General features: G+C 68.5%; 13 protein-coding genes. 10 read left to right on the top strand and 3 right to left on the bottom strand.

Annotated features, from left to right (window positions below; translation table 11 throughout):
* The first annotated feature begins 138 nt into the window (after positions 1-138).
* The gene (locus tag NX1_RS20505; RefSeq protein WP_068061983.1) at positions 139-366 is read left to right on the top strand and encodes a DUF3107 domain-containing protein; all 228 of its coding nucleotides are present in this window, start codon (positions 139-141) and stop codon (positions 364-366) included.
* A 94-nt stretch (positions 367-460) separates the two neighbouring features.
* On the opposite strand, the gene fasR is transcribed toward NX1_RS20505, so the two are convergent.
* Complete coding sequence (gene fasR / locus NX1_RS20500; protein WP_068061863.1) at positions 461-1,147, bottom strand: HTH-type transcriptional activator FasR; 687 nt, start codon at positions 1,145-1,147, stop codon at positions 461-463.
* Positions 1,148-1,716: 569 nt separating this feature from the next.
* Here fasR and NX1_RS20495 point away from each other — a divergent pair.
* From NX1_RS20495 to NX1_RS20485, 3 genes are all read left to right on the top strand, one after another.
* Positions 1,717-2,709: a DUF3152 domain-containing protein gene (locus tag NX1_RS20495; protein WP_245668604.1), complete on the top strand. Its 993-nt coding sequence runs from the start codon at positions 1,717-1,719 to the stop codon at positions 2,707-2,709.
* A 94-nt stretch (positions 2,710-2,803) separates the two neighbouring features.
* Complete coding sequence (moeZ, locus tag NX1_RS20490; protein ID WP_068061861.1) at positions 2,804-3,988, top strand: adenylyltransferase/sulfurtransferase MoeZ; 1,185 nt, start codon at positions 2,804-2,806, stop codon at positions 3,986-3,988.
* Positions 3,989-4,345: 357 nt separating this feature from the next.
* A complete protein-coding gene (locus tag NX1_RS20485) occupies positions 4,346-5,197 on the top strand; it encodes a TIGR02569 family protein (RefSeq protein ID WP_068061858.1) in 852 nt (283 codons plus the stop codon).
* Positions 5,198-5,499: 302 nt separating this feature from the next.
* Here the strand turns inward: NX1_RS20485 and NX1_RS20480 are convergent, their stop codons facing one another.
* Together NX1_RS20480 and NX1_RS20475 are read right to left on the bottom strand one after the other, a co-directional pair.
* Positions 5,500-6,978 (bottom strand): MFS transporter, encoded by a 1,479-nt coding sequence (locus NX1_RS20480; RefSeq protein ID WP_068061854.1) that lies wholly within the window; start codon positions 6,976-6,978, stop codon positions 5,500-5,502.
* A 256-nt stretch (positions 6,979-7,234) separates the two neighbouring features.
* Positions 7,235-7,906: a FadR/GntR family transcriptional regulator gene (locus NX1_RS20475; RefSeq protein ID WP_068061851.1), complete on the bottom strand. Its 672-nt coding sequence runs from the start codon at positions 7,904-7,906 to the stop codon at positions 7,235-7,237.
* A 65-nt stretch (positions 7,907-7,971) separates the two neighbouring features.
* Between NX1_RS20475 and NX1_RS20470 the strand changes: the two genes are divergently transcribed.
* From NX1_RS20470 to NX1_RS20445, 6 genes are all read left to right on the top strand, one after another.
* Positions 7,972-9,231, top strand: coding sequence for a CynX/NimT family MFS transporter (locus NX1_RS20470; RefSeq protein ID WP_373864893.1), 1,260 nt, complete (start codon positions 7,972-7,974; stop codon positions 9,229-9,231).
* Between the two features lie 263 nt (positions 9,232-9,494).
* Positions 9,495-10,952, top strand: coding sequence for a nitrate/nitrite transporter (locus tag NX1_RS20465; RefSeq protein ID WP_068061848.1), 1,458 nt, complete (start codon positions 9,495-9,497; stop codon positions 10,950-10,952).
* 28 nt (positions 10,953-10,980) lie between these two features.
* On the top strand, positions 10,981-13,518 hold the full coding sequence (nirB, locus tag NX1_RS20460; RefSeq protein WP_068061846.1) for a nitrite reductase large subunit NirB: 2,538 nt from the start codon (positions 10,981-10,983) through the stop codon (positions 13,516-13,518).
* Positions 13,519-13,582: 64 nt separating this feature from the next.
* A complete protein-coding gene (nirD, locus tag NX1_RS20455; protein ID WP_068061844.1) occupies positions 13,583-13,978 on the top strand; it encodes a nitrite reductase small subunit NirD in 396 nt (131 codons plus the stop codon).
* A gap of 6 nt (positions 13,979-13,984) precedes the next feature.
* On the top strand, positions 13,985-15,229 hold the full coding sequence (locus NX1_RS20450; protein WP_068061839.1) for a uroporphyrinogen-III synthase: 1,245 nt from the start codon (positions 13,985-13,987) through the stop codon (positions 15,227-15,229).
* Positions 15,226-16,005 (top strand): sirohydrochlorin chelatase, encoded by a 780-nt coding sequence (locus tag NX1_RS20445; protein WP_068061835.1) that lies wholly within the window; start codon positions 15,226-15,228, stop codon positions 16,003-16,005. Before NX1_RS20450 ends, NX1_RS20445 begins: the two co-directional genes overlap by 4 nt.
* Positions 16,006-16,089: the final 84 nt, after the last annotated feature.

Below are 16,089 nucleotides of genomic sequence, written 5' to 3'. Positions count from 1 at the left end.
ACCGGGTTTCGCGATCAGCGTAGGCAGTGCGGTGCCGTGCGGCCGTTGCCCTGCACTAGCCTTGGACCGGACAGCAAGAGCGCTCGGGCGGACGCGACGTCCGACCGCCGCACAGGACTCTAGGTTCGGAGGTTGGCCGTGGAGGTCAAGATCGGTATTTCGGATAGCCCGCGCGAACTCGTGATCAACAGCGCGCAGACCCCGGAAGAGGTCGAGGCGAAGGTGTCCGACGCGCTGAGCGGCGCGAGCGGCGTGGTGGCGCTCACCGACGACAAGGGCCGCAAGTTCCTGATCCAGGCCTCGAAGGTCGCCTACGTCGAGATCGGCACCGCGACCAGCGGCCGGGTCGGTTTCGCCGCCGTCTGACGACATCGAAGAGGACGAGCCCTCGGATTCCCGGTCATCGACCGGAGAATCCGAGGGCTCGTTCGCGTTCGCTGTGTGTCGACCGCGCGGGCGATCAGAAGCGGGAGTTGCCCGAGTTCTCGATCGGATGCAGCGGGACGTGCGACAGACCACCCCAGGCCAGCGCGACGGTGGTGTCGACGGCCTCGTCCTTGGGGATCGGGCGGTCCGCCTCCAGCCAGTAGCGCGCGGTGAACTGGCTCGTGCCGACCAGGCCGACGGCCAGGATGCGCGCACGGTAGGGATCCAAGCCCGAGTCGTGCGCGACCAGATCGAAGACGGCGTCCACGCACGCCTCGGTGGCCTGCTCGACCCGGCGCTGCACCTGCGGCTCGCTGGTCAGGTCGGATTCGAAGACCAGCCGGAAGCCCTGCATCTCGTTGTCGACGAAATCGAAGTAGGCCTGCACGGCGGCGCGCACGCGCTGGCGGTTGTCGGTGGTGGAGCGCAGCGCCTGCCGCACGCTCGACACCAGCATGTCGACATAGTTCTGCAGGACCGCGATGTACAGCTCCAGCTTGCTGGTGAAGTGCTGGTAGAGCACCGGTTTGCTCACACCGGCGACCTGCGAGATCTCGTCCATGCCCGCCGCGTGGTAGCCGCGGAGCACGAACACCTCGCTCGCGGCGTGGAGTAGCTGCTGCCGCCGTTCGTCACGCGGCAACCGCGTACCGCGTTTGGCCGGCACCATGGCCTCGGACGACATTCTGCGGGACGTCATCCGGTCCACGAGGTCTGTCATTTCGGCTCTCCCAGTCGATTCCCCGGCAAAAGGGGTTGTGCACCGGGTATCCAAAGAACGATACCCGGTTGTAGCTCACATGCCGATCGGGGCCGTCGATCTCGTCCGGCCAATGAGACGTGACGCACAGCCGGACGCCGGTCCTGGTCTGGCGTGCGCGGAGCCGAGCGGCCGCGTATCGCGCGGAACCCCCGCTCAGGACGCGCTCGACCGGCCGTCGCCTGCTCTGTGAGAACCTGTCTTATGTGACCCTGCGTGCAAACGGGGATCGGGCGCGTGATTCCGGCCCGTCCATCGTGTCCGGCGGCGGGCGCGATGCGCTCGACCCCACTGGCTCCGGGTCGCCCGATTCCGTAGTCTCTGGACCCGTGGCAAGGTCCGGTCCCGAAACGCGTTCGGGTGCGGCTGCCCGATCGGGCGCTGTACCGCGGTCCGGGATCGCAGGTCGGCCCGGCCGATCCAGACCCGAGCGCGGGAGCCGCATCGATCCGTGGCCGCGGAAACCCGACGGCGACGAGGCGGAAACCGCGCCGACACCCCTGCCGCCACGTGACGCCAACGGCGTCGAGATCTACGACCCTCTCGGCCTCTACCCCGGCGCCGTCAACCGCTCCCACCAGCCCCTGCGGGCACGCTGGGACCCCACGGCACCCGATCCGAATCGCGCCCGCGGACCACGACCCGAGCGCAACACCAAGAAGCAGAGCGCGCTCGGTCGTTTCGTCTCCACCTACGGCTGGCGCGCGTACGCCCTTCCCGTGCTGTTCGTGGTCACCGTGCTGGTGATTGTCGACGCGGTCCGCGGCGGCGGAACCGGCGGTGGTTCGAACGTGGCCCCCAGCTTCGGACGGCTCAGTCCGCGCGCCGCGACCGCGGGCATCATCGGCGCACCGCCCGGCGACGGACAGTTCCCCGCCGATCTGCCCACCGGAGCGCTGCCGGAGGGCGGCCCGTTCACCGAGAACGGCGCGGGCACCTGGCGAGTGGTCCCCGGCGCGACCGCCGAGTTCGGCACGGGCGCGGAATACCACTTCAGCTACACCGTCGAGATCGAGGACGGCGTCGACACCTCCGGCTTCGGCGGCGACGAGTCGGTGGCCAAGATGATCGACAGCACCCTGGCCAACCCCAAGAGCTGGGCGCACGACAAGAAGTTCGCCTTCCGCCGCGTCGATCAGGGCAAGCCGGATTTCCGGATCTCGCTCACCTCGCGCCAGACCACCAGGAAATCCTGCGGTTTCGACATCCCGATCGACTCCTCGTGCTTCAACGCCGACCTCGACCGGGTGGTGCTCTCCGAAGTGCGCTGGGTGCGCGGCGCGCTCGCCTTCGAAGGCGACATCGGCTCCTACCGGCAGTATCAGATCAACCACGAGGTCGGCCACGCCATCGGCTACCACCAGCATCAGCCGTGCGAGACCGACGGCGGTCTCGCGCCGATCATGATGCAGCAGACCTTCGGCACCAAGAACAACGACATCGCCGCGCTCGACCCCGACGGCCTCGTCCCGATGGACGGCAAGAGCTGTCGGTTCAACCCGTGGCCGTACCCGCGCGGCTGATCGCCGGAGCGGTGCGCGACGATAGTGGGAAGAACGGTTCGATCGTCGGCGTTGCATATCGCGATCGGTCAATTCGATTCGAGGAGTCCTGGACGTGTCATCACCGAAGTCCCTGCCGCCGCTGGTCGAGCCGGCCGCGGAGCTGAGCAAGGACGAGATCGCCCGCTACAGCCGTCACCTGATCATTCCCGACGTGGGTGTGGACGGGCAGAAACGTCTGAAGAACGCCAAGGTGCTCGTGATCGGCGCGGGCGGGCTCGGCTCGCCGGCCCTGCTGTACCTGGCCGCCGCGGGGGTGGGCACCCTCGGCATCGTGGAGTTCGACGAGGTCGACTCCTCGAACTTGCAGCGCCAGATCATTCACGGTGAATCCGATATCGGCCGTCCGAAGGCCGACAGCGCGCGCGATTCCATCCTGGAGATCAACTCCGGCATCGAGGTGCGACTGCACAAGCTCCGCCTGGAGCCGGAGAACGCGGTCGAGCTGTTCCGCGACTACGACCTGATCCTCGACGGCACCGACAACTTCGCCACCCGCTACCTGGTGAACGACGCCGCGGTGCTGGCTGGCAAGCCGTACGTGTGGGGTTCCATCTACCGCTTCGAAGGCCAGGTCTCGGTCTTCTGGGAGGACGCCCCCGACGGCCGCGGCCTGAACTACCGCGACCTCTACCCCGAGGCGCCGCCGCCCGGCATGGTCCCGTCCTGCGCCGAGGGCGGCGTGCTCGGCGTGCTGTGCGCGTCCATCGGCTCGATCATGGTGACCGAGGCGATCAAGCTGATCACCGGCATCGGCGACCCGCTGCTCGGCCGGCTCATGGTCTACGACGCACTGGACATGAGCTACCGGACCATCAAGCTGCGCCGCGACCCGGAGCGCCAGCCGATCACCGAACTGATCGACTACGAAGCGTTCTGCGGTGTGGTGTCCGAGGAGGGCCAGGCCGCCGCGGCCGGGTCGACCATCACCGCGCGCGAGCTGAAGGAACTGATCGACGCGGGCAAGGAGATCGAGCTCATCGACGTGCGAGAGCCGGTCGAATGGGACATCGTGCACATCGAGGGCGCGCGGCTCATCCCGAAGGACCGCATCCTCTCCGGCGAGGCGCTGTCCGAGCTGCCGCAGAACCGTCCGATCGTGCTGCACTGCAAGACCGGCGTCCGTTCCGCCGCGGCGCTCGCGGTGCTGAAGAACGCGGGCTTCTCCGACGCCACCCATGTGCAGGGTGGAATCGTCGCCTGGGCCAACCAGGTCGACACTAGTCTGCCGGTTTACTGAGCGGCTTCGTTCCAGCTGTGCGAGGTGCGGTGGGGCTTCGCACAGCTGGGTCTTCGTTTCGCTTGCGCGGTCCGGCGGGCCTCGGCATTGGTCATCCGGGCTGCGCGCCAACCGGCGGAATGTATGGGTTGGGGATGTTTGGTCGGGCGCACCTCTGCTCCGGGATCGACCCGGATGCGGGCATCGGGCTGACTTCGCATCTCTTCCGGTGAGCTGTCGAGTTCGCTTGGCGGACGCGCAGGGGAGCGATACGACGGATAAACGCCGTACAAGACCCGTATCCGTGCGGTAACCAGGTGCGCGCCCTGACCGGCGCGGCGTCTGAATCCGGCCCTTCACCGGCGGTACCGTACGGCCGTGACTTCTGTGGAACCTCCCGAGCACGTGCGCGCCACGTTCGGTTTGCGCGAGGTGACGCCGGTCCCGCTAGGAGACTGGGACGGTGGTTGGCGCTGCGGTGAGGTGGTGCTGACCCCGGTCGCCGATCATGCCAGGGCGGCGTGGTCGGCCAAGATCCGCGAGACGCTGAAGGTCGACGGGTTGCGCATCGCCCGTCCGGTGCGCGCCACAGACGGGCGCTACGTGGTCTCCGGCTGGCGCGCCGACACCTACCTGGAAGGCAGTCCCGAGCCGCGCCACGACGAGGTCGTCTCGATCTCGCTGCGCCTGCACCAGGCGACCACCCAACTCGAGCGGCCTCGCTTCCTGGTGCAACCACCGGTCGCGCCGTGGGTCGACGTCGACGTCTTCGTGGCCGCCGACCGCGCCGCCTGGGAGGCGGTGCCGCTGCGCAGCCTGCGCGCGGGCGGCGCGATGCCCGCCACCTCGCCCGACGGCAGGCGAAGCATGGAACTCATCGGCCAGCTGGCCACTCTGCGCAAGCCGGTCCATACCCCGGCCCAGTTGGTTCACGGCGACCTGTTCGGCACCGTTCTTTTCGCGGGCGCCTTCACCCCCGGCCTCACCGACATCACTCCGTACTGGCGCCCCGCCGCATGGGCCGCGGGCGTCATCGTCATCGACGCCCTCTCCTGGGGTGGCGCCGACAACGGCCTGGTCGACCGCTGGTCCGACCTTCCCGAATGGCCCCAAATGCTGCTTCGCGCAGTCATATTCCGCTTGGCCGTGCACGCCCTCCATCCCCGCTCCACACCTGAAGCCTTCCCCGGCCTTGCCCGCACCGCGGACATGGTCCGGCTGATGCTCTGACAGGAGGGTTCCGCCGCAATGCGTCAGCGCCCGAAAAGCCGATCGACAGAAAACGATTGGCCGGACGCCGTTGCCGTCGAGTGACATCTTGCGCAGTAGGCATTCGCCGTAGACGCTGAAACTTTCACGATTTCGCGCGGACCGGGCCAACGGTGTGGGCGGCGCGGCAACGCCGAATGCCGCTGGGAGGCCCTTTTTCCCAGCGGCATTCGGGGGCCGGGCAGGCCCGGAAAGGGTTTCGGGCTGCCCGGCCCGGGCCGGTATTCGGGGTTCGGGTTCGAATACCGGACGGCGGGTGCGGTTTACACCTTCGCGTAGGCCAGCGAGGGGATGCGGCCGATGGCGAAGGAGGAGCGCAGGTAGAAGAACCAGGTGACGGCCGCCATCACGATGAAGGCCGCCGCGTAGGTCCAGAAGGCGGGCGCCATGCTGCCGAAGTTGATGTTGGACAGGCGAAGCGCCTGCTGCAGCAGGTAGCCGCCGGAGGCGCCGATCGCGCCGATGACGCCGATCGCCGCGCCCGCCTGTCGCTTCGCCGACGCCGCGGCTTCGGCGATGTCCATGCCGTGCTCGGAGGCGTACTTCTTGGCTTCCGCGTTGAAGATGGACGGGATCATCCGGTAGGTGGAGCCGTTGCCGATGCCGGTGAGGATGAACAGCGCGAGGAAGGCCGTCAGGTAGAGCGGGAAGCTCTTCAGCTCCAGCGCTGCCATGATCCCGGCGACCGCGACGGACATGCCGCCGAAGACGAGCAGGGTCATCCTGGCGCCGCCGACCTTGTCGGAGATCCATCCGCCGAACGGACGGCTGAACGAGCCGACCAGCGCGCCGAGGAAGGCGAGGTTGCCGAGCGTGGTGATCCAGCCGATCTTGGCCAGGTCGGGGAAGTTCGCCTTGATGAGGGTGGGGAAGGCGAAGGAGAACCCGATGAACGAGCCGAAGGTGCCGATGTAGAGGAACGACATCACCCAGGTGTGGCGGTTGGTGAGCGCCAGCTTGTAGGACTTGCCGTCGGACTTGGCGGTGCTGATGCTGTCCATGTAGCGCAGCGCGCCGAAGGTGGCGATCAGGATGAACGGCACCCAGACCAGCACCGAGAGCGTGATGCCGAAGCGGTAGCCCGCCGGATCCTTGGCCGTGAGATGGGTGCCGAGGGTGATCAGCAGCGGCAGCACCAGCTGGGTCTGCGCGACGCCGAGATTGCCGCCCGCGGCGTTGATTCCGAGGGCCGCACCCTTTTTCCCTTCCGGGAAGAAGAACGAGATGTTGGCCATCGACGAGGAGAAGTTGCCGCCGCCGAAGCCGGCCAGCGCCGCGAGCAGCATGAACACCCACATCGGCGTGCCGGGCTGGTTCACGAAGTAGGCCAGGCCGAGTGTCGGGACGAGCAGCATGGCCGCGCTGAACGCGGTGAAGGCGCGGCCGCCGAATTTCGGAATGGCGAAGGTGTACGGAATGCGCAGTGCCGCACCGACGAGCGTCGGGGTGGAGGTGAGCAGCAGCGCGTTGCTGACCGCGGTGGGGTTGCCCTTGCCGAGCCCGGCGAGGAAGTCGAAGCCCGCCGCGCCCATGCTGGTCACCACGGTGCCCCAGATGACCCACACGCTGAAGCCGAGATTCTCGGCGAATACCGAGAAGGCCAGGTTTTTCCGCGCGGTCAGTTTTCCGCCCGACTCCCAGAATTTCGCATTGTCCGGTTCCCAGTGCTCGAGCCAGCGGCCACGCTTCTGGTGGCTGAACGATTCCGACTGCTGGCCGGTGGCAGCAACTGTGGCAGTCATCGGCTTCCTTCCGATCTGTCTCGACCGACCCTCATCGCGGCAATCGTCGCGCCGTTGCGACGTTGTTCGTCTCGGGACGCCCCTCTATTCGACAGAGGGGCCGTCGAGTTGCCTTGTACGGTCGAGACAAAGGTAGAAGCCGGTTGTTGCGCGCCAATGGCGTTCCGTGACGTTCCGGGCAAATCCGACTCACACGGCGGAAACGCCCTCGGTGACCGGTTGGTTACCTGGTCGCCCGCTATAGAACCGGCTGGAATTATCGGGCGTCCGGGTATTCCGCGATGAGCGATCCGAGAAAGCACCGCGCGGCCTGCGCCGCGCGATCGGCGTCGCCGTCGACGACGGCTTGCACCAATTCATTGTGCTCCGCGTCGTAGGAGTCGTCGGATTTCGAAGTCCGCGAGCGGATCACCTGTTCGATGGTGGGCAGCAGTGAGTCGTAGAACTCGAGGTACACCGCGTTGTGGCTGGCGACCACGATCGCGCGGTGCAGCGCCACATCGGCCGCGACGGCGGTACGGGTGTCCTCGTCCCAGTGGTGGCTGCGTTCCTCTAGCAAACGGCGCAGGTTCGCGATGTCGGCGTCGTCGCGGCGACGTGCGGCCAGTGCGGCGGCCGTGGTGTCCAGGGCGAGGCGCAACTCGAGGACGTCGCGCTCCTCGGCATCGGCGAAGTATTTGCCCAGCGTGCCACCGACTTCCGAGGCGGCGATCACGTAGGTGCCCGAGCCCTGGCGTCGTTCCAGCATGCCCGCGTGCACCAGTGCCTGGACGGCCTCGCGCACGGTATTTCGTCCCGTGCCGGTGAGCTCGGTGAGCTCCGGTTCGGTCGGGATGCGGGAGCCGATAGCCCAACGGCCGGAACGGATTTCGGCACGCAGCTGTTCGGTTACCTGGGCGATGAGGCTGGTGCGCCGGACGGGTTGCACCGGAACAGAGTACCGCCCGTCACAAATTGTTGCCGCTGATCATCGGGTCATCCTATGATTTCTCGGTGACAGCGACCCTTGCGGACACCGCGACCCGCCACGAATCCGCCGCCCCCGAGCGGCGTCAGCACGGGCTCGTCGAGGGCAGGCTGCTCGTTCTCACCGCGATCGTGATGTCCGCACTGGTCCTGCGCGTCGCCGTCACGGCGTTCAGCCCCCTGGCCGAGCGGATCGGCGCCGACATCGGTTACTCGGCCGCCGTCGTCGGCGTCTTCGGCATGATTCCGACCGCGATGTTCGCCCTCTCGGGCCTGCTGACGCCGCTGCTGGTGCGCCGTCTCGGCCTGGAACGCACCGCGCTGACCGCGATGCTGATGGCCGGCGCAGGCATGCTGATCCGTGCTTCGGTGCACGGCACCGCCGAACTGCTGATCTTCTCCGCGCTCGCGCTCGGCGGCATGGGCATCGGAAACGTGGTGATCCCGCCGCTGGTCAAGCGGTACTTCCCGGACCGGCTCGCGGTCATCAGCTCGCTCTACATCACCATGGTGCAGCTGGGCACCGTGGTGCCCGCCTTGATCGCCGTGCCGGTGGCGGAGTCGCACGGCTGGCGGATCTCGATCGGCCTGTGGGCGCTGCTCGGTTTCGCCGCCGCGGTGCCGTGGCTCGCGGTGCTGCGCGCTCGGCGCGGTCGCGACCTGGCCGACACCACCGGTGTGGACGCGGAACACACCGAGCCCGCGGGGCAGGTCTGGCGGTCGCCGGTGGCGTGGGGGATGGCGGGCATGTTCGGCATGACCTCGCTGACCACCTACGCGATCTTCGCGTGGCTGCCCAAGATACTCAGCGAAGCGGGCGCGAGCGCCGCGTTCGGCGGCACCATGGTCGGTCTGTTCGCCCTCGTCGGGTTGGTGGCCGCGCTCTCGGCGCCGACCCTGGTCGCGCGTTTTCGCAACCCGTTCCCCGTGGTCGTGGTTTGCGCGTCCCTGTTCTTCGTCGCGTTCGCGGGTCTGTTGATCGCGCCGATGAGCGCGCCGGTGCTCTGGGTGGTGATCCTCGGCCTCGGCCCGAGCACCTTCCCGATGGCGCTCACTCTCATCAATCTGCGCACCAGGACGCCGCGCGGTTCGGCGGCGCTGTCCGGCTTCACCCAGGGCGTCGGTTACGCCGTGGCGTGTGCGGGACCGTTGCTGTTCGGCATGCTGCACTCGGCGACGGGCGGCTGGCTCGCGCCGTTCGCGACGCTGAGCGTCGCGGTGCTGATCTTGCTCGCGGGCGCGTGGCAGGCGTGCAAACCGCGCGTGCTCGAGGACAGCTGGGCCTGATCTCCGCGAAGGGCACTGTTTCGAGTTGCGGGCCGGGGCGGTGCGGCGCATGCTGTGCGCGTCACACCTCACCGGCCGCTTTGCGCGAGATCGGCTGTTTGTCACCCGCGGAAACCCTTGTGTCACACGGGTGAAACATTCGGTTGAAACTCACCCCGATATCGGGGTAATCGTGAGCAACCGTTGATTCAGCGGTCATTTACCGCAGCATTTCGGCAATACCTGTTACCTACCGTTGGGGCCAACCGGATTTTGGGAGGCCCCTGTTGAGCACGCTGACGCGTAACCACAACATCGAGGACTGGGATGCCGAGGACGTCGCGGCCTGGGAGGCGGGCGGCAAGGACATCGCCAAGCGCAACCTGATCTGGTCGGTCTTCGCCGAGCATGTCGGTTTCTCGGTGTGGTCGATCTGGTCGGTGATGGTGCTGTTCATGCCCACCGACAAGTTCGGCATCGACGCCGCGGGCAAGTTCTTCCTCGTCGCGATGCCGACACTGGTCGGCGCGTTCCTGCGAATCCCCTACACCGTGGCCACCGCCCGGTTCGGCGGACGCAATTGGACGATCTTCAGCGCGTTCATGCTGCTGATCCCAACGCTGCTGACGCTGTACTTCATCAACCAGCCCGGCACGTCCTACACCACGTTCATGATCGTGGCGGCGTTCGCGGGCTTCGGCGGCGGCAACTTCGCCTCCTCGATGACCAACATCAACGCCTTCTACCCGCAGCGGCTCAAGGGCTGGGCCCTCGGCCTGAACGCGGGCGGCGGCAACATCGGCGTCCCGGTCATCCAGCTGCTCGGTCTGCTGGTCATCGCGACGCTCGGCAACGGCTACGCCTCGCTGATCTGCGCGATCTACCTGGTGCTCGTCGCGCTGGCCGGTATCGGCGCCGCGCTCTACATGGACAACCTGAAGAACCAGAAGGCCGATCTCTCCTACATGATCACGGCGCTGAAGGTGCCGCAGTCCTGGGCCATCGCCTTCCTCTACATCGGCACCTTCGGATCGTTCATCGGCTACAGCTTCGCCTTCGGCCAGATCCTGCAGATCAGCTTCAAGGCCGGTGGCGACACCGCCGCGCAGGCCGCGCTGCACGCCGCGCAGATCGCGTTCATCGGCCCGCTGCTCGGCTCGCTGGCCCGCCCGTACGGCGGCAAGTGGGCCGACCGGATCGGCGGCAGCAAGGTCAGCATGTACGTCTTCGGTTCCATGATGGCCGCCGCGCTGCTGGTCGGCGTGGCCAGCACGGCCGCCGACGGCAACAACGGCGTCGCCACCGGCGGCGTGATGACCGCGCTGGTCATCGGCTTCATCGCCCTGTTCGTGCTCTCCGGCATCGGCAACGGCGCGGTCACCAAGATCATCCCGTCGGTCTTCGACGCCAAGTCCAAGAGCCTGGACGCCGGTCCGGCCGAGCAGGCCGCCTGGTCGCAGAACACCTCCGGCGCGCTCATCGGCTTCGTCGGCGCGATCGGCGCGCTCGGCGGCGTCGGCATCAACCTGGTGCTGCGCACCTCCTACGCCTCGACCAACTCGGCTACCGCCGCCTTCTGGGTGTTCGTGGCCTTCTACGTGGCCTGCGCCGCGGTGACCTGGCTGGTCTTCCTCCGCCGTCCCTCCATGGCCGCCGACGCCGGTGTCGTGCAGGAGGCCGAGGCGCTGGTCCTCGAAGCCGAAGCTGCCGCAACCAAGTCCAACTCGTCGGCTCGCGCCTGACGCCCGAACCATTCCCAGGGAGGTCACCATGAACCCCACAGTCGATCCCGCCCAGCGCAAGACCGCGGTGGTCGTCGGCCACGGCATGGTCGGGCACCGTTTCGTCGAGGCACTGCGCTCGCGTGACGAGGCCGACCAGTGGCAGATCGTCATCCTCAGCGAGGAGCAACTGCCCGCCTACGACCGGGTCGGCCTGTCCTCGTACGTCGGCAGCTGGGACGCCAGCGCTCTCGCGCTGCCCGGCAACGAGTACGCGGGCGACGCGGTGGTGGAGCTGCGCCTCGGCCAGCGCGCCGAGAGCATCGACCGCGCGGCGCGCAAGGTCGTCACCTCGGCGGGCGACACCATCGCCTACGACGCGCTGGTGCTGGCCACCGGTTCCTACGCGTTCGTGCCGCCGGTGCCGGGCCACGACCTGGACGGCTGCTTCGTCTACCGGACGATCGAGGACTTGGACGGCATCCGGGCCACCGCCGAGGCGGCGGGTCCCGGTGCGGTCGGCGTGGTGATCGGCGGCGGTCTCCTCGGCCTGGAAGCGGCCAACGCGCTGCGCCTGCTCGGCATGACCCCGCACGTCATCGAATTCAACGACCGGCTGATGCCCGCCCAGGTCGACGCGGGCGGCGGCGCCATCCTGGAGCGCCTGGTCAGCGACCTCGGCCTGAACGTGCACACCGGCGTCGGCACCCAGTCGATCGAGGAAGCGGGTGCGGGCAAGCTGAAGCTGACCCTCTCCGACGAGTCGACCATCGACGCCTCGCTCGTGGTGTTCTCCGCGGGCATCCGTCCGCGCGACCAGATCGCCCGCGACGCGGGCCTCGAGGTCGGTCCGCGCGGCGGCATCATCACCGACCTGGGCCTGCAGACCTCGGACCCGAACATCTGGGCCATCGGCGAGTGCGCCGCGGTCGAGGGCGTCTGCTACGGCCTGGTCGCCCCCGGCTACAGCACCGCCGAGGTGGTGGCCGACCGGCTGCTCGGCGGCGCGGGCGAATTCCCCGGCGCCGATATGTCCACCAAGCTGAAGCTGCTCGGCGTCGACGTGGCCAGCTTCGGTGACGCGCACGGCACCACCGAGGGCGCGCTGTCGGTCGTGCTGCACGACGCGGCCAAGGGCACCTACGCCAAGCTCGTCGTCTCCGACGACGCGCAGATCCTGCTGGGCGGCATCCTGGTCGGCGACGCCTCCGCGTACTCCGCGCTGCGTCCGCTGGTCGGCCGCCCGCTGCCCGCCGATCCCGCCTCGCTGATCTCCCCGGCGGGCGCGGAACTCGGCGCGGACGCGCTGCCCGACGACGCGCAGATCTGCTCCTGCAACAACGTCAGCAAGGGCGCGATCTGCGGCGCGATCGCGGAGGGCGCTTGCGATGTGCCCGCCATCAAGAGCTGCACCAACGCGGGCACCTCCTGCGGTGGCTGCGTGCCGATGCTCAAGAAACTGCTCGAGCAGTCCGGCGTCGAGGTCTCCAAGTCGCTGTGCGAGCACTTCTCCCAGTCGCGCGCCGAGCTGTTCCAGATCGTCCAGGTCACCGGCATCCGTACCTTCTCCGGCCTGATCGCCAAGTACGGCAAGGGAACCGGCTGCGACATCTGCAAGCCGACCGTCGCCTCGATCCTGGCCTCCACCTCCAGCGACCACATCCTCGACGGCGAGCAGGCCGCACTGCAGGACACCAACGACCACTTCCTGGCCAACCTGCAGAAGAACGGCACCTACTCGGTGGTGCCGCGGATGCCGGGCGGCGAGGTCACCGCCGAGCAGCTGATCACCATCGGCGAGGTGGCCAAGGAGTTCGGCCTCTACGTCAAGGTCACCGGCGGCCAGCGCATCGACCTGTTCGGCGCGCGCGTCGAACAGCTGCCGAAGATCTGGCAGCGCCTGGTCGACGCGGGCATGGAATCCGGCCACGCGTACGGCAAGTCGCTGCGCACCGTCAAGAGCTGTGTCGGCTCCACCTGGTGCCGCTACGGTCAGCAGGATTCGGTCGGCATGGCCGTGCTGCTCGAAAAGCGTTACCGCGGACTGCGTTCCCCGCACAAGCTGAAGCTGGCCGTCTCCGGCTGCGCGCGCGAATGCGCCGAGGCGCGCGGCAAGGACGTCGGCGTGATCGCCACCGAGCACGGCTGGAACCTCTACGTCGGCGGCAACGGCGGTCTGACCCCGAAGCACGCGGTCCTGCTCGCCGGTGACCTCGACGACGAGACGCTGATCAAGTACATCGACCGCTACCTGATGTTCTACATCCGCACCGCCGACCGGCTGCAGCGCACCGCGCCGTGGCAGGAGGCGCTCGAGGGTGGCCTGGATTACCTCAAGGCGGTCGTCTGCGAGGACAGCCTCGGCATCGCCGACGAGCTCGAGGCCGCGATGGCCAAGCACGTCGACGGCTACAAGGACGAGTGGGCCGCGGTGCTCGACGACGAGGAGAAGCTGTCGCGCTTCGTCTCTTTCGTCAACGCGCCGGAAGAGGCCGACCCGACCATCTCGTTCGACGACAGCGGCGAACGCAAAGTGCCGGTGCTGTTGGGTGTGCCACAAATGCCGGCCGCCACGCACGGGAAATAACGACTTAACCGTGCGGAAACAGGGCGCCGGTACCAATGAGTATGGCGTTCGGAGGAGGAACCCGATGACCGTGATCGATACACCCAGCATCTCGCCAGCTACGGCCACCGGTTGGACGCAGGCTTGCCGACTCGACTATTTGATCCCTGGCCGCGGCGTTGCGGTGTTGCTGAAGGGTGGCCAGCAGGCCGCTCTGTTCCGACTGATCGACGGCAGTGTGTACGCCGTCGGCAATATCGATCCTTTCGGTCGCGCGGCCGTCATGTCGCGCGGGATCGTCGGTGATCGCGGCGGCGTGCCCGTTGTCGCCTCGCCGCTGCTGAAGCAGGCGTTCTCGTTGCTCGACGGGCGATGCCTTGACGACGAATCGGCGGCGCTGCCGGTGTACGCGGTGCGTGTCGACGACGGCATCGTTTCGGTTTCCAACGAGCCGGCGACGCTCGATTCCTCGGACGGGTGAACATCCATGACGACAACTGAAGCGGGCGCCTGTCTCGCCGGATTCACGGTGGGCATCACGGCGGCGCGGCGGGCCGAGGAGTTCGCCACCCTGCTGGTCAGAAGGGGAGCCACCGTCGTGTCGGCGCCCGCCATCCGGATCATTCCGCTGGCCGACGACACCGAACTGGAGCGGGTCACCAGGACGCTGGTCGCCGAGCCGCCGCAGATCACCGTGGCCACCACCGGCATCGGGTTCCGCGGCTGGATGGAGGCGGCCGAAGGCTGGGGGCTGGCCGAAGACCTGCGCAGCACGCTGGCCGCCACTCGCATGCTGGCCCGCGGCCCGAAAGCCAAGGGCGCCATCCGCGCCGCGGAACTGCGCGAGGAATGGTCGCCCGCTTCCGAATCCTCGGCCGAGGTGCTCGATCACCTGCTCGCCGAGGGCGTGGAGGGCGTTCGCATCGCGGTTCAGCTGCACGGCGCGACCACCGAGTGGGAGCCGGTTCCCGACTTCTGCGAGGTATTGCGTTGTGCCGGAGCGGATGTCGTTCCGGTGCCGGTGTACCGCTGGACTCCGCCCTCCGATCAGGGGCCGATGGACCAGCTGATCGAGGCCATCGTCACCGCGAGCATGGACTGCGTGACCTTCACCAGCGCGCCCGCTGTCGCGTCGCTGTTGATGCGCGCCAAGGAAACCGGGCTGCTGGAGGGCGTACTGCACGCCCTGCGCGGCCGGGTGCTCGCGGCGTGCGTCGGCCCGATCACCGCGGCCCCGCTGGAAGAGCTCGGCGTGCCGACCTCGATGCCGGGACGCGCACGGCTCGGTGCGCTGGCCAGGCACGTGGCGGAGGAACTCCCTCGGCGCGCCAACCGGATTCACGCCGCGGGACACAACATCAGCGTGCGCGGCGCCTGCGTCGTCGTCGACGGTCAGGTGCGTCAGCTGGCGCCGGCGCCGATGGCGCTGATGCGTTCGCTGGCTCGTCAGCCCGGCCGGGTGGTCTCCCGCGAGGACTTGCTCGCGGCGCTGCCCGGTGGTGGTGACGACACACACGCCGTGGAGACGGCGATCGCCCGGCTGCGTGCCGGGCTCGGCACGCCGAAGGCGATCCAGACCGTGGTCAAGCGCGGTTACCGGCTCGCTCTCGATCCGGCCGAGTGCATCGACAACAATCCACGCCAGCTGCCGCAGACGCGGCCGCAGGTGCCAGGAGTCGGCGCGCCCTTCCGTGCTCCCAAGTACGCCCCGCAAGCGATGGGGAGCTGGTGAGCGCGCCTGCCCTGGTGCTGGTGGCGCACGGCACCCGGAGCACCAGGGGTGTGGAGATGATCGCCGCGCTGGCCGAGGCGGTCACCCGTGAACTCGGTGCGGCGCAGGCCGTTCCGGAGCTGGTCGCCGCGATTTCGGGGCGCGGCGCCGGCACCGGCGCGCCCGTTGTCCGCACCGCCTTCGTCGACGTGCTCGGCCCGTCGCCGTCGGAGGTGCTGCGCGACCTCCTCGGTGTGACGGAATCCGGTCCCGCCGTGGTGGTTCCGGCCTTCCTCGCGTCCGGCTACCACGTCTACCAGGACGTGCCGCGCGAGGTCGCCGAGAGCGGCCACGCCGCGGTGGCCGTCACCCCGGCCATGGGTCCGGACCCGGCGCTGGCCAGGATCATGGCGATGCGGCTGCGTGCGGCGGGACGGCGGCCCGGCGACGCGGTGGTCTTCGCGGCGGCTGGCTCCTCGGATGCCCGTGCGCGCCAAGACGTTCGGCGCGCGGCCGCGATGCTGGCCGAGCACCTCGATGCGCCCGTGCGCATCGGCTACGTCGCCACCGGCGCGCCCCGCGTCCCCGAGGTGGTCGCGGAACTCCGTTCCTCCGGCGCGCGGCGCGTGTTCATCGCGTCCTACCTGCTCGCGCACGGCCTGTTCCAGCAGCGCCTGCATGACGCGGGCGCCGACGGCGTCGCCGAACCCATCGGCGTCCACCCCGCGGTGGTCCGGCTCATCGCCGACCGCTACCGCGCGGCCGTCCCTGAACTGGCCAACATCCACGTGCGCTGAGCGCGACTTCGGTCAGGGCCGCTGAGGGAGGTGGCCCTGACCTGATCGTTCGTCGGCCGAGTCCTGCGTCCGGCGTGCGATGGT

This window comes from Nocardia xishanensis NBRC 101358 (assembly GCF_001613365.1).
Classification (GTDB): domain Bacteria; phylum Actinomycetota; class Actinomycetes; order Mycobacteriales; family Mycobacteriaceae; genus Nocardia; species Nocardia xishanensis.
The sequence above is the reverse complement of the archived record's forward strand: the minus strand, read 5'-3'. Positions and strand labels throughout refer to the sequence as shown.

What these genes read in the sequence shown, in the direction of transcription:
- nirB (WP_068061846.1), top strand. Translation starts at nt 10,981, where the DNA reads ATGAACCCCACAGTCGATCCCGCCCAGCGCAAGACCGCGGTGGTCGTC.
- NX1_RS20450 (WP_068061839.1), top strand. Translation starts at nt 13,985, where the DNA reads ATGACGACAACTGAAGCGGGCGCCTGTCTCGCCGGATTCACGGTGGGC.
- nirD (WP_068061844.1), top strand. Translation starts at nt 13,583, where the DNA reads ATGACCGTGATCGATACACCCAGCATCTCGCCAGCTACGGCCACCGGT.
- NX1_RS20480 (WP_068061854.1), bottom strand. Translation starts at nt 6,978, where the DNA reads ATGACTGCCACAGTTGCTGCCACCGGCCAGCAGTCGGAATCGTTCAGC.
- fasR (WP_068061863.1), bottom strand. Translation starts at nt 1,147, where the DNA reads ATGACAGACCTCGTGGACCGGATGACGTCCCGCAGAATGTCGTCCGAG.